This is a genomic window from Halomonas sp. LC1 (genome assembly GCF_030247125.1).
Classification (GTDB): domain Bacteria; phylum Pseudomonadota; class Gammaproteobacteria; order Pseudomonadales; family Halomonadaceae; genus Vreelandella.
Genome location: NZ_JASSPG010000008.1, coordinates 20,728 through 36,887 on the forward strand (window position 1 = coordinate 20,728; position 16,160 = coordinate 36,887).

The 16,160-nt window shown below is 58.3% G+C and carries 17 protein-coding genes; 13 read left to right on the forward strand and 4 right to left on the reverse strand.

Annotated features, from left to right (window positions below):
- Position 1 precedes the first annotated feature (1 nt).
- Genes QIT27_RS13515 through fliF form a run of 3 tightly spaced genes read right to left on the reverse strand, consistent with a single transcriptional unit; the run spans position 2 to position 3,516 of the window.
- Positions 2 to 760: a flagellar assembly protein FliH gene (locus QIT27_RS13515; RefSeq protein WP_285264140.1), complete on the reverse strand. Its 759-nt coding sequence runs from the start codon at positions 758 to 760 to the stop codon at positions 2 to 4.
- On the reverse strand, positions 753 to 1,757 hold the full coding sequence (fliG, locus tag QIT27_RS13520; RefSeq protein WP_159340601.1) for a flagellar motor switch protein FliG: 1,005 nt from the start codon (positions 1,755 to 1,757) through the stop codon (positions 753 to 755). The genes QIT27_RS13515 and fliG overlap by 8 nt, the downstream gene beginning before the upstream one ends.
- A complete protein-coding gene (fliF, locus tag QIT27_RS13525) occupies positions 1,750 to 3,516 on the reverse strand; it encodes a flagellar basal-body MS-ring/collar protein FliF (RefSeq protein WP_253019261.1) in 1,767 nt (588 codons plus the stop codon). The genes fliG and fliF overlap by 8 nt, the downstream gene beginning before the upstream one ends.
- Positions 3,517 to 3,772: 256 nt before the next feature.
- Between fliF and fliE the strand changes: the two genes are divergently transcribed.
- A complete protein-coding gene (fliE, locus tag QIT27_RS13530) occupies positions 3,773 to 4,099 on the forward strand; it encodes a flagellar hook-basal body complex protein FliE (protein WP_159340603.1) in 327 nt (108 codons plus the stop codon).
- A gap of 129 nt (positions 4,100 to 4,228) precedes the next feature.
- Here the strand turns inward: fliE and QIT27_RS13535 are convergent, their stop codons facing one another.
- Complete coding sequence (locus tag QIT27_RS13535) at positions 4,229 to 4,579, reverse strand: flagellar protein FlaG (protein WP_285264141.1); 351 nt, start codon at positions 4,577 to 4,579, stop codon at positions 4,229 to 4,231.
- A gap of 263 nt (positions 4,580 to 4,842) precedes the next feature.
- Here QIT27_RS13535 and QIT27_RS13540 point away from each other — a divergent pair, with 263 nt between their 5' ends.
- From QIT27_RS13540 to QIT27_RS13595, 12 genes are all read left to right on the forward strand, one after another.
- Positions 4,843 to 6,534, forward strand: coding sequence for an HD domain-containing phosphohydrolase (locus tag QIT27_RS13540; protein WP_285264142.1), 1,692 nt, complete (start codon positions 4,843 to 4,845; stop codon positions 6,532 to 6,534).
- Between the two features lie 172 nt (positions 6,535 to 6,706).
- Positions 6,707 to 7,123: a flagellar export chaperone FliS gene (fliS, locus tag QIT27_RS13545; RefSeq protein ID WP_253019264.1), complete on the forward strand. Its 417-nt coding sequence runs from the start codon at positions 6,707 to 6,709 to the stop codon at positions 7,121 to 7,123.
- 7 nt (positions 7,124 to 7,130) lie between these two features.
- Positions 7,131 to 7,538: a flagellar protein FliT gene (fliT, locus tag QIT27_RS13550; protein WP_159340607.1), complete on the forward strand. Its 408-nt coding sequence runs from the start codon at positions 7,131 to 7,133 to the stop codon at positions 7,536 to 7,538.
- Entirely contained in the window at positions 7,535 to 8,752 is a 1,218-nt protein-coding gene (gene fliK / locus QIT27_RS13555; protein ID WP_285264143.1) for a flagellar hook-length control protein FliK, read from the forward strand. The genes fliT and fliK overlap by 4 nt, the downstream gene beginning before the upstream one ends.
- Positions 8,736 to 9,029, forward strand: a complete 294-nt coding sequence (locus QIT27_RS13560) for an EscU/YscU/HrcU family type III secretion system export apparatus switch protein (protein ID WP_159343668.1) — start codon at positions 8,736 to 8,738, stop codon at positions 9,027 to 9,029. Before fliK ends, QIT27_RS13560 begins: the two co-directional genes overlap by 17 nt.
- A gap of 105 nt (positions 9,030 to 9,134) precedes the next feature.
- Positions 9,135 to 9,467 (forward strand): flagellar transcriptional regulator FlhD, encoded by a 333-nt coding sequence (gene flhD / locus QIT27_RS13565; protein WP_253019266.1) that lies wholly within the window; start codon positions 9,135 to 9,137, stop codon positions 9,465 to 9,467.
- Complete coding sequence (gene flhC / locus QIT27_RS13570; protein ID WP_285264144.1) at positions 9,464 to 9,988, forward strand: flagellar transcriptional regulator FlhC; 525 nt, start codon at positions 9,464 to 9,466, stop codon at positions 9,986 to 9,988. The genes flhD and flhC overlap by 4 nt, the downstream gene beginning before the upstream one ends.
- Positions 9,989 to 10,208: 220 nt before the next feature.
- Positions 10,209 to 11,078: a flagellar motor stator protein MotA gene (motA, locus tag QIT27_RS13575; RefSeq protein WP_253019267.1), complete on the forward strand. Its 870-nt coding sequence runs from the start codon at positions 10,209 to 10,211 to the stop codon at positions 11,076 to 11,078.
- Positions 11,075 to 12,055, forward strand: a complete 981-nt coding sequence (gene motB / locus QIT27_RS13580; protein WP_159340612.1) for a flagellar motor protein MotB — start codon at positions 11,075 to 11,077, stop codon at positions 12,053 to 12,055. The genes motA and motB overlap by 4 nt, the downstream gene beginning before the upstream one ends.
- A gap of 45 nt (positions 12,056 to 12,100) precedes the next feature.
- Positions 12,101 to 14,200: a chemotaxis protein CheA gene (gene cheA / locus QIT27_RS13585; protein ID WP_285264145.1), complete on the forward strand. Its 2,100-nt coding sequence runs from the start codon at positions 12,101 to 12,103 to the stop codon at positions 14,198 to 14,200.
- Positions 14,197 to 14,697, forward strand: a complete 501-nt coding sequence (cheW, locus tag QIT27_RS13590; protein WP_044629561.1) for a chemotaxis protein CheW — start codon at positions 14,197 to 14,199, stop codon at positions 14,695 to 14,697. The genes cheA and cheW overlap by 4 nt, the downstream gene beginning before the upstream one ends.
- Before the next feature lie 131 nt (positions 14,698 to 14,828).
- The gene (locus tag QIT27_RS13595) at positions 14,829 to 16,109 is read left to right on the forward strand and encodes a methyl-accepting chemotaxis protein (protein WP_285264238.1); all 1,281 of its coding nucleotides are present in this window, start codon (positions 14,829 to 14,831) and stop codon (positions 16,107 to 16,109) included.
- The last annotated feature ends 51 nt before the right edge of the window (positions 16,110 to 16,160 follow it).

Here is a 16,160-nt window from a genome sequence, read left to right on the forward strand (position 1 = left end):
ATTACCCCGAGGATGCCGCGCTATGGCGTTTACGGAGCTGAGCCTGAACGCTGTGCCAACGGCTCTCGAACGTGGCATCCAGTTCGCCCTGGGCACTGGTCAGGCGGCACCCCCCCCGAGTCAGTTGGTCGTCTGGTTGCAGCGTCCAGCCGGCGGCTTCCAGTTCGCTGCCTAAGTGCTCGGTGACCAGCTCGTGATCGGTGGGGTTGAGCCACAGTCGCTGTTTACCCACCAGTGGAGGCTCCGTGTGCAGCAGTTCCCGCACGATGGCGAGGATATGCTCGGGGTGCGCGTCTAGTGCGTCGCCTGCTAGCTGCTTACCGGTGGTCAACGCCAGCTCTGCCAGATCGTGGGCGATGGTTTCGTCGAGACGCTCGAGGGCCTCCGAAAACTGTTTGGCCAAAGCCGCTAGCGGGGCCACGCTCTTGCGAATCTGTTCATTGAGTTCTTGCGCGGCGTGCTCACGCCCTTCGCTTAGCCCTTGGGCATAGCCCTCGTCGTGGCCACGCGTCAACCCTGCCTGATACCCCTCCTCTTCGGCAGCTTGGCGAAGACGTTCGTAAATCTCTTGGCGCTCTTGCTCTTCACGGGCACGCGCCTCTTCTGCGGCGCGCCGGGCGGCCTCGACTTTACGCTGGTGCTCGCTTGGCACGGCGGCGCGGCTGTCAGGCTGTGCACGGCTGGGCGCTGCCAGCTCGTCCATCTGCCAGCGCCGCCACTCGCCGTGGCGATCAAACTCTGGCGTATGCGTATTAGACATACTCGTCGTCTCCGCCCGCTAGGACGATCTCTCCGGAATCGGCCAGACGGCGGACGATCTGCAGGATCGCTTTCTGCTCGGTTTCTACCTGAGAGACGCGAATGGGGCCACGGGCCTCCATGTCTTCGCGTACCAAATCGGCGGCGCGCTGCGACATGTTGCGCAGGAACTTGTCCACCAACGCGTCCTGGGCACCCTTGAGGGCCACCACCAAGGAGTTGGTTTCGACTTCCTGTAGGACCATCTGAATGGCGCGGTTGTCCAGGTCCAGAAGGTTCTCGAAGAGGAACATCTCGTCGATGATCTTCTGGGCAAGGTCTTCGCTGTGCGAGCGAACGGTTTCGATGGCCACCTCTTCCTGAGAAGAGTTCATCAGGTTGAGGATCTCTGCGGCCGTTCTTACGCCGCCCATCTTGCTGCGCTTGAGGTTTTGACCGTCGAGCATGCTGGTGAGTACCTCGGTGAGCTCTTGGAGAGCCGCTGGCTGTACGCCACTGAACGTCGCAATCCGTAGGACGACATCGTTACGCAGCTTCTCTTCGAACAGCTCGAGAATATCGGCCGCCTGATGGCGGTCCAGGTGTACCAGAATGGTGGCAATGATCTGCGGGTGCTCGTCGCGGATGAGTTCGGAGACCATGGACGCTTCCATCAGGTTCAGGGCATCGATACCTGAATTTTCGCCCGTGGTTTCGAGAATGTCTTCGATGAGGCTGGTAGCCCGCTCACTGCCGAGCGCTTTGGTCAGCACCGAGCGAATGTGCTCGCTCGAGTTGAGGTTCAGCGCCACGAACTCTTCGGTTTCACGGTGGAACGCTTCCAGCACGGCTTTCATGTCTTCATGCGAAACTTGGTGAAGCCGTGCCATTTCGGTACTGATCTCTTGCACTTCGCTGGCGCTGAGGAACTTGAAGACCTCGGCGGCGCTGTCTTCATCCAGTGCCAGCAGGAGAATGGCACTTTTACGTGCGCCGCTCATTTCAGCAATGCTAGTCATTGGCGTTCATCCAGCTGCGAATGATCATAGCGACCATGCGGGGATCTTCCTGGGCCATCTCCCGCAGGTCGTTAAGATTGTGTTCGTAGAGCGACGTTTTACGACGACGCTTGGGCTTGTTGCTGTAGGTGTCTTCCTCGTCGCCCTCGCCTTCGCTGCCTTCTTGCTCGTCCTCTTCACCGCCTACGCTGGTGTTCAGCGTTCCGCCAGGCATGGCAGCCGCCATGACCGGGGGTTGCGTATAGCGTTTGATCAGCGGACGCAAAATCAGCCAATAGAGCAGTAGGGCAGCGATAGCAACAAGAAGGTAGCGACCCAAGGTCGCTGCCATGGCGATGTTGTCGGGGTGTTGCCACCAAACAGGCTCGACGCGAGTGTCATCGTCGCCAGCAAAGGGCGTATTCACCACTTCGACCTGATCGCCTCGCAGCTCAGAGAAGCCCATGGCCTGCTGAACCAAGCGCTCGATTTGTGCGATCTCTTCGGCGCTGAGGGCCACTTGCTCTACTTCGCCCTCTTCGTTCGTGACGTTACGGAAGTTGACCACGACCGCTGCGGAGAGTCTTTGCACTTGGCCCAGACGATGCTGAATGTGTTCGATGCTACGATCGACTTCATAATTCACGACGTCTTCTTGGCGCAGATTGCGTAACGCGCCCGGTTCGGCCTCGCCGTCTCCTTCGCCATCGCCCTCTTCGGCATCGGGCTGATTGATCGGGGAGGGCGCCACACCCGGCGGGGTGTTGCTGAGGGCGCCGGGAATGCCGGTGGCAAGAGGGTCTTCGCCATCATAAGAGAGGCTCAATTGACGGCTGCGCACGGCTGATTCGTTGGGCGCCTGGTTGGGGCTATAGCGCTCGGAGGTCTGCTCACGACGTGAAAAATCGATCTGCGCGGCTACTTGGGCGCGCACGTTATCACTGCCCATGATGGGCGACAGGATGTTTTCGATACGCTGCTGGTAAGAGCGCTCGACTTCCGTGATGTACGCCAACTGAGTGCCGTCGAGGTCACCCCCCTGGGCGCTGTTGGCCGTGAGGAGACGCCCGTTTTGATCGACGACGGTGACGTCTTCGATGGCAAGCTCTGGCACGCTGCTGGAGACCATATGAACGATGGCGCTCACTTGTCCCTCGCCCAGCACTCGGCCCGGCAGCAGAGTCAGCACCACCGACGCTTTAGCAGGCTCGCGGTCGCGGATGAACACCGACGGCTTCGCCATGGATAGGTGAACCCGCACGCTTTCGACGGGGCCAAGCGACTCGATGGAGCGAGCAAGCTCGCCTTCCAGGCCGCGTTGGAAGTTGACCTGCTCAGCAAACTGACTGATCCCGAACGCCTGGGTTTCCATGAGTTCAAGGCCAAGATTGCCCCCTTGCGGGAGACCCTGCTCAGCCAGTTGAAGGCGCAGCGTGTGCACTTGGTCGCTCGGGACTAGCAGTGCTTGGCCGCCCTGGCTGAACTGGTAAGGAACGCCGCGGGTATCTAGCTCTGTGATGATTCGGCCGCCGTCGGCTTCGCTGAGATTGCTGTAGAGCACCCGGTAGTCGGGACTGCTGGCCCACATGAAAAGGGCCGCCACCACCGCGATGGATGCGGCAGCCGCCACCAGTACCACCACAAGCGGATTGCCGCGCAGCTGTTTCATAGTGCGCTCAAAAGCCGATGGGTTGCTGGGTTCGTTCTCTGCGGCTCCGCTACGCGGAGGGCTTTGTGTCGTGCTGTTTTGACGGCCTGCCGTCGCACCCGTTTCGCTCATGCGTCCCTCCACAAGGGAAGGCAAAACGGGGGTCGACCAAGGCGCATCACCAAAGAAGGCATAGGCTATATCCGTCAATCGCGGTTATCCGCTGAAAGAATGAAGCGGAATTGTGATGGACGCCATTATCCGGGGGTGCGTCGACCATAAATGAACGAAAAGCTTGGCTTTTCACACGCATTTGTTCGTATGAGGCTTTTCGTACCAATGGTAGGCTTGCGGCATTAAATGAACACCCGCATATTGAGGCAAGCGTATGAGTTCACCTTCCATACAGTCTGCGCTGCAGCAGATGCAGGGGCTCGCCGCCCAAGCGGCCCAGCCGATCAAGGGCGAGCAACTGACGACGGCGGTTGGGCAGTCTGGCTTTGGCAGCGAGCTACAGGCCTCTATCCAGCGCATCAATCGTTTGCAGCAGTCGGCGAATGCAAAAGCCATGGCCTTTCAGGCTGGCGAGCCGAACATCGAACTCAACGATGTCATGGTCGACATGCAAAAAGCGAGCGTGGCCTTCCAAATGGGGATGCAGGTGCGTAACCGCTTGGTGACCGCCTACCGCGACGTCATGAACATGCAGGTGTAATGCGACTGACTTAGGTCGACGGGGCATGAGGTCGGCATGGGCATAGGGCAGTTGATGGTCTGTCCTCTCTTGGTGGCAGCGCTCATCCTTGGGCGCTCGGTCTGGATGAGAGGGTCGGATGCCTTGTTGTTACGCCTGTAGCGAGATGAGCTTGCCTTGTAACTCCTCCAGACGCTCAGCCATCTGCAGTATCTCCTCGGCGGGTATCTGACGTATGACATCGCCCGTTTCACGATCGATGACCCGGGTGATGATGCGTGAAGAGTGTTCGCTGATATCGAACTCTAGCCCTCGCGGGCGCATGACGTCATTGATGCGCTGGAGGGGCTCAACCAGGGCGTCTTTCGTGGTCTGTTCGGCGTCCGAAGGTGCCTCCGTGACGGCCGTGATCTTGGCGGAGTGAGTGTCGATGCGTGAGCGCTCCTGGGGTAGAGCAGCGACGAGCGGGGGTGTGGTTGAGTCGATGATGAGTGGGCCCATGTACAACGTTCCTCTTTAAGCTAAGCCTGTCATGGCTGGGTAACGTAACCGAGTAAAGGCGCGAGGCCGTTTACCGTTCGGTGATGAGCCTCTTCAGAAGTCTATCGGCGTATTTGCCGCCAACTTTATAGTTTTTACTATAGACGAAAAGAAAGTGTTATTAGCCCTATGGCGGGCATACGGCTCCATAAAAGCTTCTGTTATGCTCTGCTGCTGTGTGATGAGTGTTAACGCATAACGCGTTCGGGGAAAGCGAGGCACGCATGGAAGTCCAGCAAGATGAGTACGAGAGCGTCACGAGTCCGTCGGCCATTAGCTCTCTGTTAAATACCATGATCGAGAGCGGCGGCGTTTCTCTGTGCTTGGCAACTCCTGATGCGCGGCCCGAGCCTATCGTGTTGATGGAGCAGCACGAGGGCGACACGCTCGTCATGGATCTGTCGTCCGTTGATTATCTGCTCAGCCGTTTGCAGCAGGGGGAGCAGTTCTTCCTACGTGGTCAGTCCCAGGGGAAAGTGGTCAGAACGCCGCTTCTCTCGTTGACCGAAACCCGCCGTTCTGGCGGTCGTTTTTTATGCTGTAGTGATTATCCGGCCTCGGTTGACGTGTTGCAGCGTCGTGAATCTTACCGTGCCGAACTGCGCATGGGTATGGTGGTTGCGGCAACCGTGTTTGGGGAGGGGGGCGACAGCGCGTTGGGAGAGCTGCGCGACCTATCTCAAGACGGCTGTCAGCTCGAATTGCCGCTGACGGCCAGCGGTGTCCTGGCCGAGACCGATGCGCCGCTGAAGCTCGCTTTTACCTTTCCAAACGGCACTTATTTTGAAGTTCACGCGGTCGCCCGTCACCAAAAGACCGATCCTGAGCGCCACTTGCTTCGCGTTGGCTTCCGTTTTGCCGGCTGCACGTCTGAGCAAGAGCGGCAGATTTGGTACTTCGTCTGCGAGATCGAACGCGAGGCATCGCGCTATAAGAAGGACGTTCAGGAAGAGCGTCAGCCGTCGCCACTCTTCGAGCAGCCCGGTCGGCGGACGCCGGATACCGAGCATGTAGGACGACGCGATATTCGCCGCTACGCGACGCCGATGGCGCGCCGCTTGGTCAAAGTGGCGGCGTATTTGGATGCTCAGCTGCTGCTGTTACAGCAGGGGAGTGACATCGATTCGCGCCAGCTGTCGCGCAACGCAGATCGTTTGTTGATGCTTCACGAAGAGGATCGTGAGGGCTTGCTATTTGCCTCTCGCTGCCTCTCTTTGGAGCCACTGCTGGTGCGCCACGGGATTGCCGTCGCGGTGCATTTGCTGGATTTGGTGGGCGATAACATGCCCCGAGAAGTGCGCAAAGCGATCATGGCGAGCGGACTGGTGCACGACCTGGGCAAGGCGCTGGTCCCTCAGGTGGTGTTCAAAGCGCCCCACTTCGAGGCGAACCACCGCCGCGCGTTAAGCGAGCACGTATCACTGCTATTGGCGCGTTTGCATACCTGTCAGTGGCTGTCTGCCACCGTGGCGCAAGCGGTGATTGGCGGAATCAATGAGCGTCTCGACGGCAGCGGTTATCCAGAAGGGTTGACGGGAGACGATATCAACGAGCTGGCGAAAGCGAGTGCGATCGTCGACGTGGTTGAAGCTATGCGGCGTGATCGGGCCGATCGTCCTGCGCGCACGGCTCAGCAGATCTATCGTCATCTTCTCGCGCATCCTCACCAGTTCGACCCGCGCTGGATCAAGCGTTACATCGAGCATTTCAAAACGTTGCCGGTGGGCTCGCTGGCGCTCTTCTCGAGCGAGCAGTTGGCCTGGATTCTACGCCTCGATGAGAGTGGCGCGCCGTCGGAGGTGGTGCTGACGCAGCAGTCAGAGCCGCCCATGCGTGACACTCTGGGAGCGGTTGTTCGCGGTGATGTCTTGGAGCGTTTGGGTAAACCCATTCGAGAAGTGGCGGTCTCAACGTAAAGCATCAGGGCAGTGCAACCGGCCAAAATTAAAACGTAATTAGGCTTAAAGTCCGCGCTGCCTGCGCCGATATATTCAGTAAGTGAGCAAGCACGCTCAACCATCAAGATAAAACAGCCGTTTGCCGCGATGGGCGCGGCTGTGGTTTTACCTCAAACAGGAGTGCCCGCTAATGACTTACACTCGCGGTGGCGCCGCTAACGGACGTGGTGCAAATGCGTATGCCCGTGTCGGCGTTGAAAGTGGTGTTATGTCTGCTGATCCGCATCAGCTGATCGTGATGCTCTTTGACGGTGCTCAGGCAGCCATCCGTGCGGCGCGTATTCACATGCAGGCTGGTAATCGGGCAGAGAAAGGGCGCTCGATTTCCAAAGCCCTCGATATCATCAATAACGGTTTGGCAGCTGCCCTCGACCAAGAGAAAGGTGGTGTGATTGCCGAGCGACTTGCATCGCTCTACGACTACATTGCTCGCTTGCTGTTGACGGCTAACCTGCGCAACGACGAAGAGAGCCTCAATCAAGCCGAACGGTTGCTTGAAGATATCGCTTCCGCCTGGCGTGAAATCGGTCAACAGCAGAGTGCATGAGGCAAGCATGGCAGCTTCCGAAACAGCCCATCGTCATTCGCAGCAGGCACTCCTGGATGCCTATGCAAAGCTGTTGGTGCGCGTGCACTATATGCACGAGCTCGCCAACGCAGAAAAGTGGGCAGAACTGATCGAGCAGCGCAGCAACTATGTAGTGCTGGTCGAAGAGGTGCGTGAATTAGATGTCACGGTGGTGCTCGATGCTCAGGCCAAGCAGCGCAAGTCCGAGCTGTTGGAGCAAATCCTGGAGCACGATGTCGAGATTCGCCGCCGTTTGGTCGCCCGACGCGATGAGCTTGGTAAGTTGATTGGCGTGACCCAGCGTCAGCGCGACCTGCACCGTGCGTATGCGCCGCAGCAGGGAGCATACAACGGTTACGAGAGCGACCCCTCTCGCGATAAGGGGGCATCGTGAGTGGCATTACGCCGCTTATCGACACTCTTTTACATCAAGTGCTTGGTCGCCAAGCCGAGGTGTCCACGCAGCGTGCGCTGAATGCCCCCGTGCAACCCGTGTATGCCGGTGACGGTCCGCGAGCACTGCAAGGAGATGCCGGGCTGGATGGGCGTCCACTGGCACCGCTACTCGGTGACCTAAAGCGCCTGCCAGGCTCTCCCGATGGGCTTCGTCAGGCGCCTCCTGGTACGCTGCCCGGTAATGCGCCCAGCTCGACACAAACCCACTTTAGCCCTGCCGCACGCACCATCGCCGATGTGTTGCTGCGTTTTCCTGCGCCTCCCACCGTGCTGCGCCCCCAGGCCCCGTTAATGTCGACGCAGGAGCCGCCTTCGGCACCCGTAGTGGCCAATCGGTTAGAGGCGAGCATTCGTGATAGCGGGCTCTTTTACGAAGCGCATCTCAAGCGCTGGTTTCAAGGCGATACCTCTCGGCAGCAGTTGATGCGTGAGCCGCAGATGCAGCCAGGGCCTCGCCCTGCCGCTGTTTTCGTACCCAGTTTCACGTCGGCAGTGCTGAGTGCCACCGCCACTGCGCCCGCCTCGGCGCTGGTGACAAGCACCGCGCCATTCACCATTTTGCCGAATACCCCACTGACCCCTTTGACAGGCAATCAACCGTTGCTGGAGCGGCCCGCCATGTTGCCGCCCAGCCCCAATGCCGTGCCATCGCCCCTGACGAACAGTCGAGAGCTCCCCCAGTTGCCTGTCGCCCTGCCGGCAAGCAGCGAATGGGACGTGTCGAGTCGTGGGCCAAGAGAGATTGTGCACGAGAGTCTTCAAGGGCTGGTGCGTCAACAGCTAGAGATGATGGTAACGCCGACGCTGCGTTGGGAAGGTGATGTTTGGGCGGGCATTTTTATGGCGCTCGTCATCAACCTGCCCGGCCGCGACGGGCAAAAAGAGGGATCGGGTGACGAGGGCGAAGCCGACGAGGGGTGGCGTTCTGAAATGCAGCTCGATGTCCCTAACCTGGGGCGTTTCAACATTGCACTTGCACTTTACCAGGGAGCCTTGACGATCGACCTAACGGCCGAGGACGCCGAGACGCGGCAGCGCCTGGAAGAGGGGGTGGGCGCGCTGGAACAACGATTGAGCGCGTTCGATTTTCGTAAAGTTAAGGTCATGGTTAGACATGTAACATTGGAGAGCGATGATGGCGACCTCGGGTGATCGACGCCGCCAAGCCGTCGCGCTGGCCTATCAAGAGGGAGAGCAAGCCCCGCGTGTGGTCGCGAAAGGGTATGGCGAACTCGCGGAGCGCATCATGGCAGAAGCGCAGCGCCAGGGGATTTACGTACACGATGCCCCTGAGTTGGTAGCACTACTGATGCAATTGGACTTGGATGCAGAGATACCCGCCAGTTTGTACCAAGTCGTCGCTGAGCTGCTCGTCTGGGTCTTCGAGCTATCGGACGGAGGGCTGAATCAGCGTGAAAGGCTCAAGTAGCCAATACAAGCGTTGTATGCAACCATGATACTGGGTAAGAAAAAGTCATCAATGGCGCCAGTATAATGGTCACAATGTCGCGCCTGTGTCGTTCGATGGGACACTATGAGTCAAACAAGCTTTCTCGATGAGATTCAAGAAATTAACTTAGCTTATTTGCTACTTGCGCAGCGCCTGCTAAGCGAAGATCGCGAGGCGGCCATGTTTCGCCTAAAAATCGACGGCGAGCTCGCCGACCTTTTGGTATCGCTTAATGCATGGCAGCTCACCAAGCTTGCGCGTAGCAATCAGTTGGTATGCCGGTTCAGCCATTCGAGTGGTCAACGGCTACGCGAAATTCTCGAAAACCCCAGGGATCAAGGGCTATCAGGCCTGCATGCGTCGCTGTTATCTGCCTGTGAGCCGATGACATCGCTAACGTCAGGAGAGTCGAAGTGAGCCAGAAGAGCTTGGTTGATGAAATGCACCAAGTGCAGCTGGCAATCGAGCTGATTGAGTTAGGTGCACGTTTGCAGGTGCTGGAAACGGAAACGGAGCTGAGCCGCACGCGCCTGATCAAACTTTATAAAGAGATGCGGGGCATGTCGCCGCCCAAAGGGATGCTGCCATTCTCTGCAGATTGGTTCGTCACTTGGCTGCCCAACGTGCACTCCTCTTTTTTCTACAACATCTATGTCGGGCTGTTGAAAGGCGCGGGCTGTGAGCGCATCGATGCTTTCGTCAAGGCGTATCGCTTGTACGAAGAGCAAATCTCGCTGGAGGATGTGGAGCCAGTATTAGGGTTAACGCGCGCTTGGACACTGGTGCGCTTTTTTGAAAGCGATCTGCTACAGCTGACCACCTGCACGCGTTGTGAAGGCCACTTTGTCGCTCACGCCCACAGTCCGACGCACGATTACGTGTGCGGTATTTGTCAGCCCCCCTCGCGTGCTGGCAAGACCCGTAAAGCATCGCGTTGAACGTATAAAATTGTCACGCCCCTAGCGGCGAGGCCGAGAATTAATAAACTACCTCTTTAACGGTTAGATAGCGGTAAAAGGCGGTGGTACTTTTTCATTAAACAGCGCACTCGTCTTAGTATGATGTGGCTAAGTAGCACTTGGGATGGAGCGGTGCCTGTGTGGTCAAGCCTGAGGCCCTGCTCTTTTTGAAAAAACTGATATCGCAAGGACTCTGCTTGTGCTGATTCTTTTAGGTTATGTGGTCGTACTGGTGTGCGTATTCGGCGGCTATGTACTGGCAGGTGGCAGCTTGGGGCCGCTGTATCAGCCGACGGAGCTGCTGATGATCGGTGGGGCGGGCGTGGGGGCGTTCATTGCCGCCAACAACGGCAAGGCCATCAAAGCAACGTTCAAAATTCTGCCGCGGCTAAAGCGAACCAAAAAATATAACAAAGCGCTCTATATGGAATTAATGGCGCTGCAGTACAAAATTCTCTCCAAGGTACGCCGTGAGGGGATGCTTGGCATCGAGCGCGATATCGACAACCCCGAGGAAAGCCCGCTGTTTCAAGAGCACCCGTCGGTGCTGGCAGACCCGCATATCATGAACTTCTTGACCGACTATCTTCGCCTAATGGTGAGTGGCGGTATGGAGCCCATGGAAATCGACGAGCTGATGCTGCATGAGATCGAAGTCTTCGAACAGGAAGCGCACGTGCCCATCGACGCCATTGCCAAAGTGGGTGATGCCATGCCTGCGTTCGGCATCGTGGCGGCGGTCATGGGGGTCATCAAGGCGTTGACCTATGCGGACGCCACCGCTGCGCAGATGGGGGAGATGATCGCACTGGCACTGGTCGGTACGTTCCTAGGGATTCTGCTGGGTTACGGCTTCATCAGCCCGATTGCTAGCTACGCCGACCGTCAGGCCAAAGAAGCGGAGAAAATGCTGCAGTGTATCCGCGTCACGCTGCTGGCGAGCCTGCATGGCTATGCGCCTCAGCTTGCCGTCGAATTTGGCCGTAAAGCGCTGCATACCGCAGAGCGTCCCAGCTTCACCGAATTGGAAGAGTACGTGCGCGACGCCAAAAAGGGCGGTAATGCATGAGTAAGGGTGGGGATAAGCGTCCGATTGTCATCCGGCGCAAAAAAGTGGTCCATGCCCACCATGGGGGGGCATGGAAGATCGCGCTGGCGGACTTTATGACCGCGCTGATGGCGCTCTTCTTGGTGATGTGGATTCTGAGTGTGTCCAGTGAAGAGACTCGGCGGGGCGTGGCGGAGTACTTCAGTACCCCACTCGTCACGGCCATTACCGGGGGAGATATGTCGGGAAGCACCAGCGTCATTCCCGGTGGTGGGCCTGACCCTACGCACAGCGATGGTGAGCGCGCGCGCATCGACGTGCTGCAGCACACTCGCCCCAGCGCTCAAGAACGACGCTTCTTCGATGACTTGCAAGAGCGTATCGAGCGCGCCATCGAGCGTGACCCGGAGCTGCGTGAACTGCGTAACCAGATGCGCTTCGACTTAACCCGGGAAGGGTTACGGATTCAGCTACTGGATACCGAGCAGCGCCCCATGTTTGAGTTAGGGAGCGATCAGGTAGCGCCGTACATGCGCAGCCTGCTGCGTACCATGGCTCCGTTGTTGAACGATTTACCTAACGATCTCAGCATCAGCGGTCACACCGACAGCGTTCCTTATGCCGGTGGTTATCGCGGTTACAGTAACTGGGAGCTCTCCAACGACCGTGCCAATGCGTCGCGTCGTGAATTAGTAGCCGGTGGGCTTGATCCAGATCAGCTTTTACGCGTATCGGGCTTTGCGGATCGCGTGCTGTTGTCTGACACTGCGCCCACGGATCCGATCAATCGTCGTATCGAGCTCGTCGTGCTGCTGCCAGAGATCGCCGAAGCCATTCGCAACCCAGGCATTCTCTCGGCGGACGACACCCTGCCAGAGGGCGAGGTGCCCGAGGCACTGCTTCCCGACGACGCCTTGCCCAGTGACACGGCGCTCGATGAGCCGGTACCAGCAGAACAAGTGCCACCAAATACGCCACAGGTCGACGATGAAGGGTAATCGCGGCTTGTCACAAAAAAATATGACGTTCACGTGGAGCGGTGCATGGATATAGCGGATTTTTTTGACACCTTTTTTGAAGAGGCTGAAGAGCTGCTTGCCGACATGGAGCAGCACTTACTGGAACTGGATGTCGATGATCCGGATAGCGAGCAGCTAAACGCTATCTTCCGCGCAGCCCACTCTATCAAAGGTGGCGCAGGAACCTTCGGTTTTAGCGTGCTACAGAAAACCACGCACATTTTCGAAAACCTGTTGGATCATGCTCGCAAAGGCGAACTGACCCTGCGTGCGGAGCACGTGGATACCTTTTTAGAGGCCAAAGACATCATGCACGAGCAGCTCGATGCCTACCGCAACGAGGAAGAGCCCAATCAAGAAGCGTATGAGCGAATCTGCCAAACGCTGCAGCAAATTGCCCTCGAAGAGATAGGCAAAACGCTCGATGCTCCTGCGGCTGCCCCGGCACCCAAACAAGAGGCGCCCAAAGAAGAGAAAGAGACCGCGTCCGCCAGCAGTGGCGGTGAGCAGAGGCTCAAAGTGGCGCTTCTGAACGTCGGTGATAAAGATCGTGGACTGCTCGTCGAAGAGCTAGAGCAGCTAGGCGATATTCAATCCCAGTCGGGGGACGAAAAACGCTACGAAGTCACGCTGACGGGTGGCGTCAGTGCCGATGATATCGAAGCGGTCATGTGCTTCATCATCGAGCCGGATCAAATCGAAATCACGACGCTGGGCGAGGCAGCCCCCGCTGCGGCACCAGCACCCGACGCGCAAGCCGACAACGTCACCCCTACCGCAGAAGCACCGGCAGTTGAAGAGAAACCGGCCGCACCGGCTCTGGAAAAAGCGCCTGCCAAAGCACCCGCCAACAAATCGACGAAGGCTGCGCCCAAGAAAGCGGCTGCTGAGTCCTCCTCCATTCGTGTTTCGGTGGATAAAGTCGACCAGATCATCAACCTGGTGGGCGAGCTGATCATTACCCAGTCCATGCTCGATCAAACGGTTAGCGACCTGGGCGACCAGTCGGTGGGCAACAGCTCACTGCAAAATGGCATGAGCCTGCTGCAGCGTAACGCGCGTGATCTGCAAGAAGCGGTCATGTCGATCCGTATGATCCCCATGGAGTTCGTGTTCAGCCGTTTCCCTCGCGTAGTACGCGACACCGCTGGCAAGCTCGGTAAAGAGATCGAGCTGGTGACGGAAGGAAAATCCACCGAGCTGGATAAAAGCTTGGTCGAACGTATCACCGACCCGCTAACGCACTTGGTGCGTAACAGCTTGGATCACGGCATCGAAATGCCCGATGAGCGGGAAGCGCTGGGCAAGCCGCGTACCGGCAAGCTGGTCCTCTCTGCCCGCCATCAGGGGGGCAACATCCTGATTGAAGTGCGCGACGACGGTGCCGGCATGGATCGTGATCGCTTGCTGGCCAAAGCCCGTGAAAACGGCTTGAACGTCTCGGACACCATGTCGGACGAGGACGTCTATCAATTGATCTTCGCTCCCGGCTTCTCCACGGCGAAGGAGGTGACCGATGTCTCCGGCCGTGGCGTGGGGATGGACGTGGTCAAGCGGAACATTCAAGGAATGGGTGGCCGGGTAGAAATTCAATCCAAGAAAGGCGAAGGCACCAATACACGTATCGTGCTGCCGCTGACGCTGGCCATCTTGGACGGCATGTCGATCAAAGTCGGCAACGAAACCTTTATTCTGCCGCTCTCTACCGTGCTTGAGTCGCTGCAGCCTGCCAAAGGCGATATGTATGCCATGGCCGGAGACGACGTGGTACTCAAGGTGCGCGATGAGTACCTCCCGGTCATCGCCATTCACGAAGTGCTGGACGTCGAAAACGCCATTACCGACCCGACCAAGAGCATTGCCGTGATCGTCCAAGGGGAAGGACGGCGTTACGCCATGCTGGTGGACGAGTTGATCGGCCAGCAGCAGGTCGTGGTAAAGAACCTCGAAGACAATTATCGCAAAGTGCCCGGCGTATCGGCCGCTACCATCTTGGGGGATGGCAGCGTTGCGCTAATTCTCGATATCACTGGCTTACACCGTTTGAGCCGTGCCAAAAAAGAAGCAGGGAAAGTCGCTAATCCACCCCATCTCTCTTATTACAAGGAGGCTGAGCCGTCATGAGTCAAGCATCTAATGAGGCGGTGCTAGCCGCCGCCGAAGCGGAAAATCGCGAATTTTTGGTGTTCTCGCTGGGCGATGAAGAGTACGCCATCGATATTTTGAAGGTGCAGGAGATCCGCGGTTACGAAAACGTGACCCGGATTGCCAATGCGCCCGACTTCATCAAAGGGGTGACGAACCTTCGCGGTGTGATCGTGCCCATCGTGGACCTGCGTATCAAGTTCCACCTGGATAACGTCGAGTACGGCGGCCAGACCGTGGTGATCGTCGTCAACGTGGCCGATCGCATCGTCGGTATCGTGGTCGATGGCGTCTCCGACGTCATGACCCTGACGCCGGATCAAATCAAGCCGGCGCCCGAGTTTGGCGTCACGCTTTCCTCCGATTTCCTGAGCGGCCTCGGTAGCCTAGACGACCGGATGCTCGTCTTGGTCGATATCGACAAACTGCTGACCAGCGAAGAAATGGCACTGGTCGACAGCACCAGTAACCGCTAACGACCTGCCACGGGGCACACGGAGCGTGCCCGTCTCGAGCCAATGAACAACCCGCTCTGGCGCCATGGATAGCGCTGGCCAGTACGGTTGTGTTTGGAGAAAAGCGTGTGACACAGCTAGTACGTCAACTGATGAGTAACATGACCGTCCGACTCAGTTGGGGGCTGGTGCTCGCCACCTTCAGCGTCTGGGTACTCATCGCCTGTGGGATTGGGCTTTATGCGCTGCATCATGGGGCGAACATCGTCCAGAGTGCCAACGACCCGCAGGCGCAGCAGCTGGCGTTCAGTGCCTTTGCCACCCAAATTCGCTGGGTGTTGATCGGCGTGGTCGCCATGACCTTGCTCACGGTCGCGGTGGTGGTGTGGGGCGTGAGCGCCAACGTGCTGCGCCCGCTAGATCGACTGGTGGGTTATTTCGAGCGCATGGCGCAGGGAGATCTCAATCAACAGATCCGCTCGCCCGGTAATAACGAGATCGGCAAGCTCTATAGCGCGATGGCGCACATGCAAGGCTCGCTCTCCGAGACCGTTGGTGTCGTCCGGCGCAGTGGAACGACCATCTTCGAGCGTTCGCAGCATATTGCCAGCGGTAACAACGACCTCTCCTCGCGTACCGAACAGCAGGCCTCCTCCCTGGAAGAGACCGCGTCTAGCATGGAGCAGCTCGCCTCGACCGTCAGTCACAATGCCGACAATGCCCGTCAGGCCAGCCAGTTAGCGGGTGACGCGACACTCACGGCACGGCGCAGCGGCGAGGAAGTCAGTCAGATCGTCGATACCATGCAAGAGATCAGCGCCAGTTCCCATCAGGTCGCTGACATCATCACGCTGATCGATAACATTGCCTTTCAAACCAACATCCTGGCGCTGAATGCGTCGGTCGAGGCGGCGCGCGCTGGCGAGCACGGCAAAGGGTTTGCCGTGGTGGCTCAGGAAGTGCGGAGCCTTGCTAGCCGAAGCGCCAGCGCGGCCAAAGAGATCCGCACGCTGATCGATACCTCGCTCGGCAAAGTGGATGTCGGCACCCAGCGTGTCAATCAGGCAGGTCAGACCATGCAGGATCTGGTGGCCGCCGTGCAACGCGTCAGCGATATCATGGATGAAATTGCGTCCGCCTCCGAAGAGCAGAGCAATGGTATTGGTCAGGTGAATCAGGCCGTTGCCCAAATGGACCAAGTCGTGCAACAGAACGCGCAGCTGGTGCAGCAAGCCGCTCGCAGTGCCAACGAACTCGAAAGTGAGGCGGCGCGTCTGCGTGAAGCCGTCGAACGCTTCCAAGTAGCAGGCACCGGTCAAACGCTGTCACACACCCGAGCGGCCGCGTCGGCTATCGCCCCCGCGCCTCGCGCCCCCCAGCCTGTTGCGAACCCCGTCGCGACCACCAGCACCGACGAATGGGAAGCTTTTTAAGAGGGCGGCTTTTTCCGCCACCAGAATGACCCGAAGACGTGCCACAACATC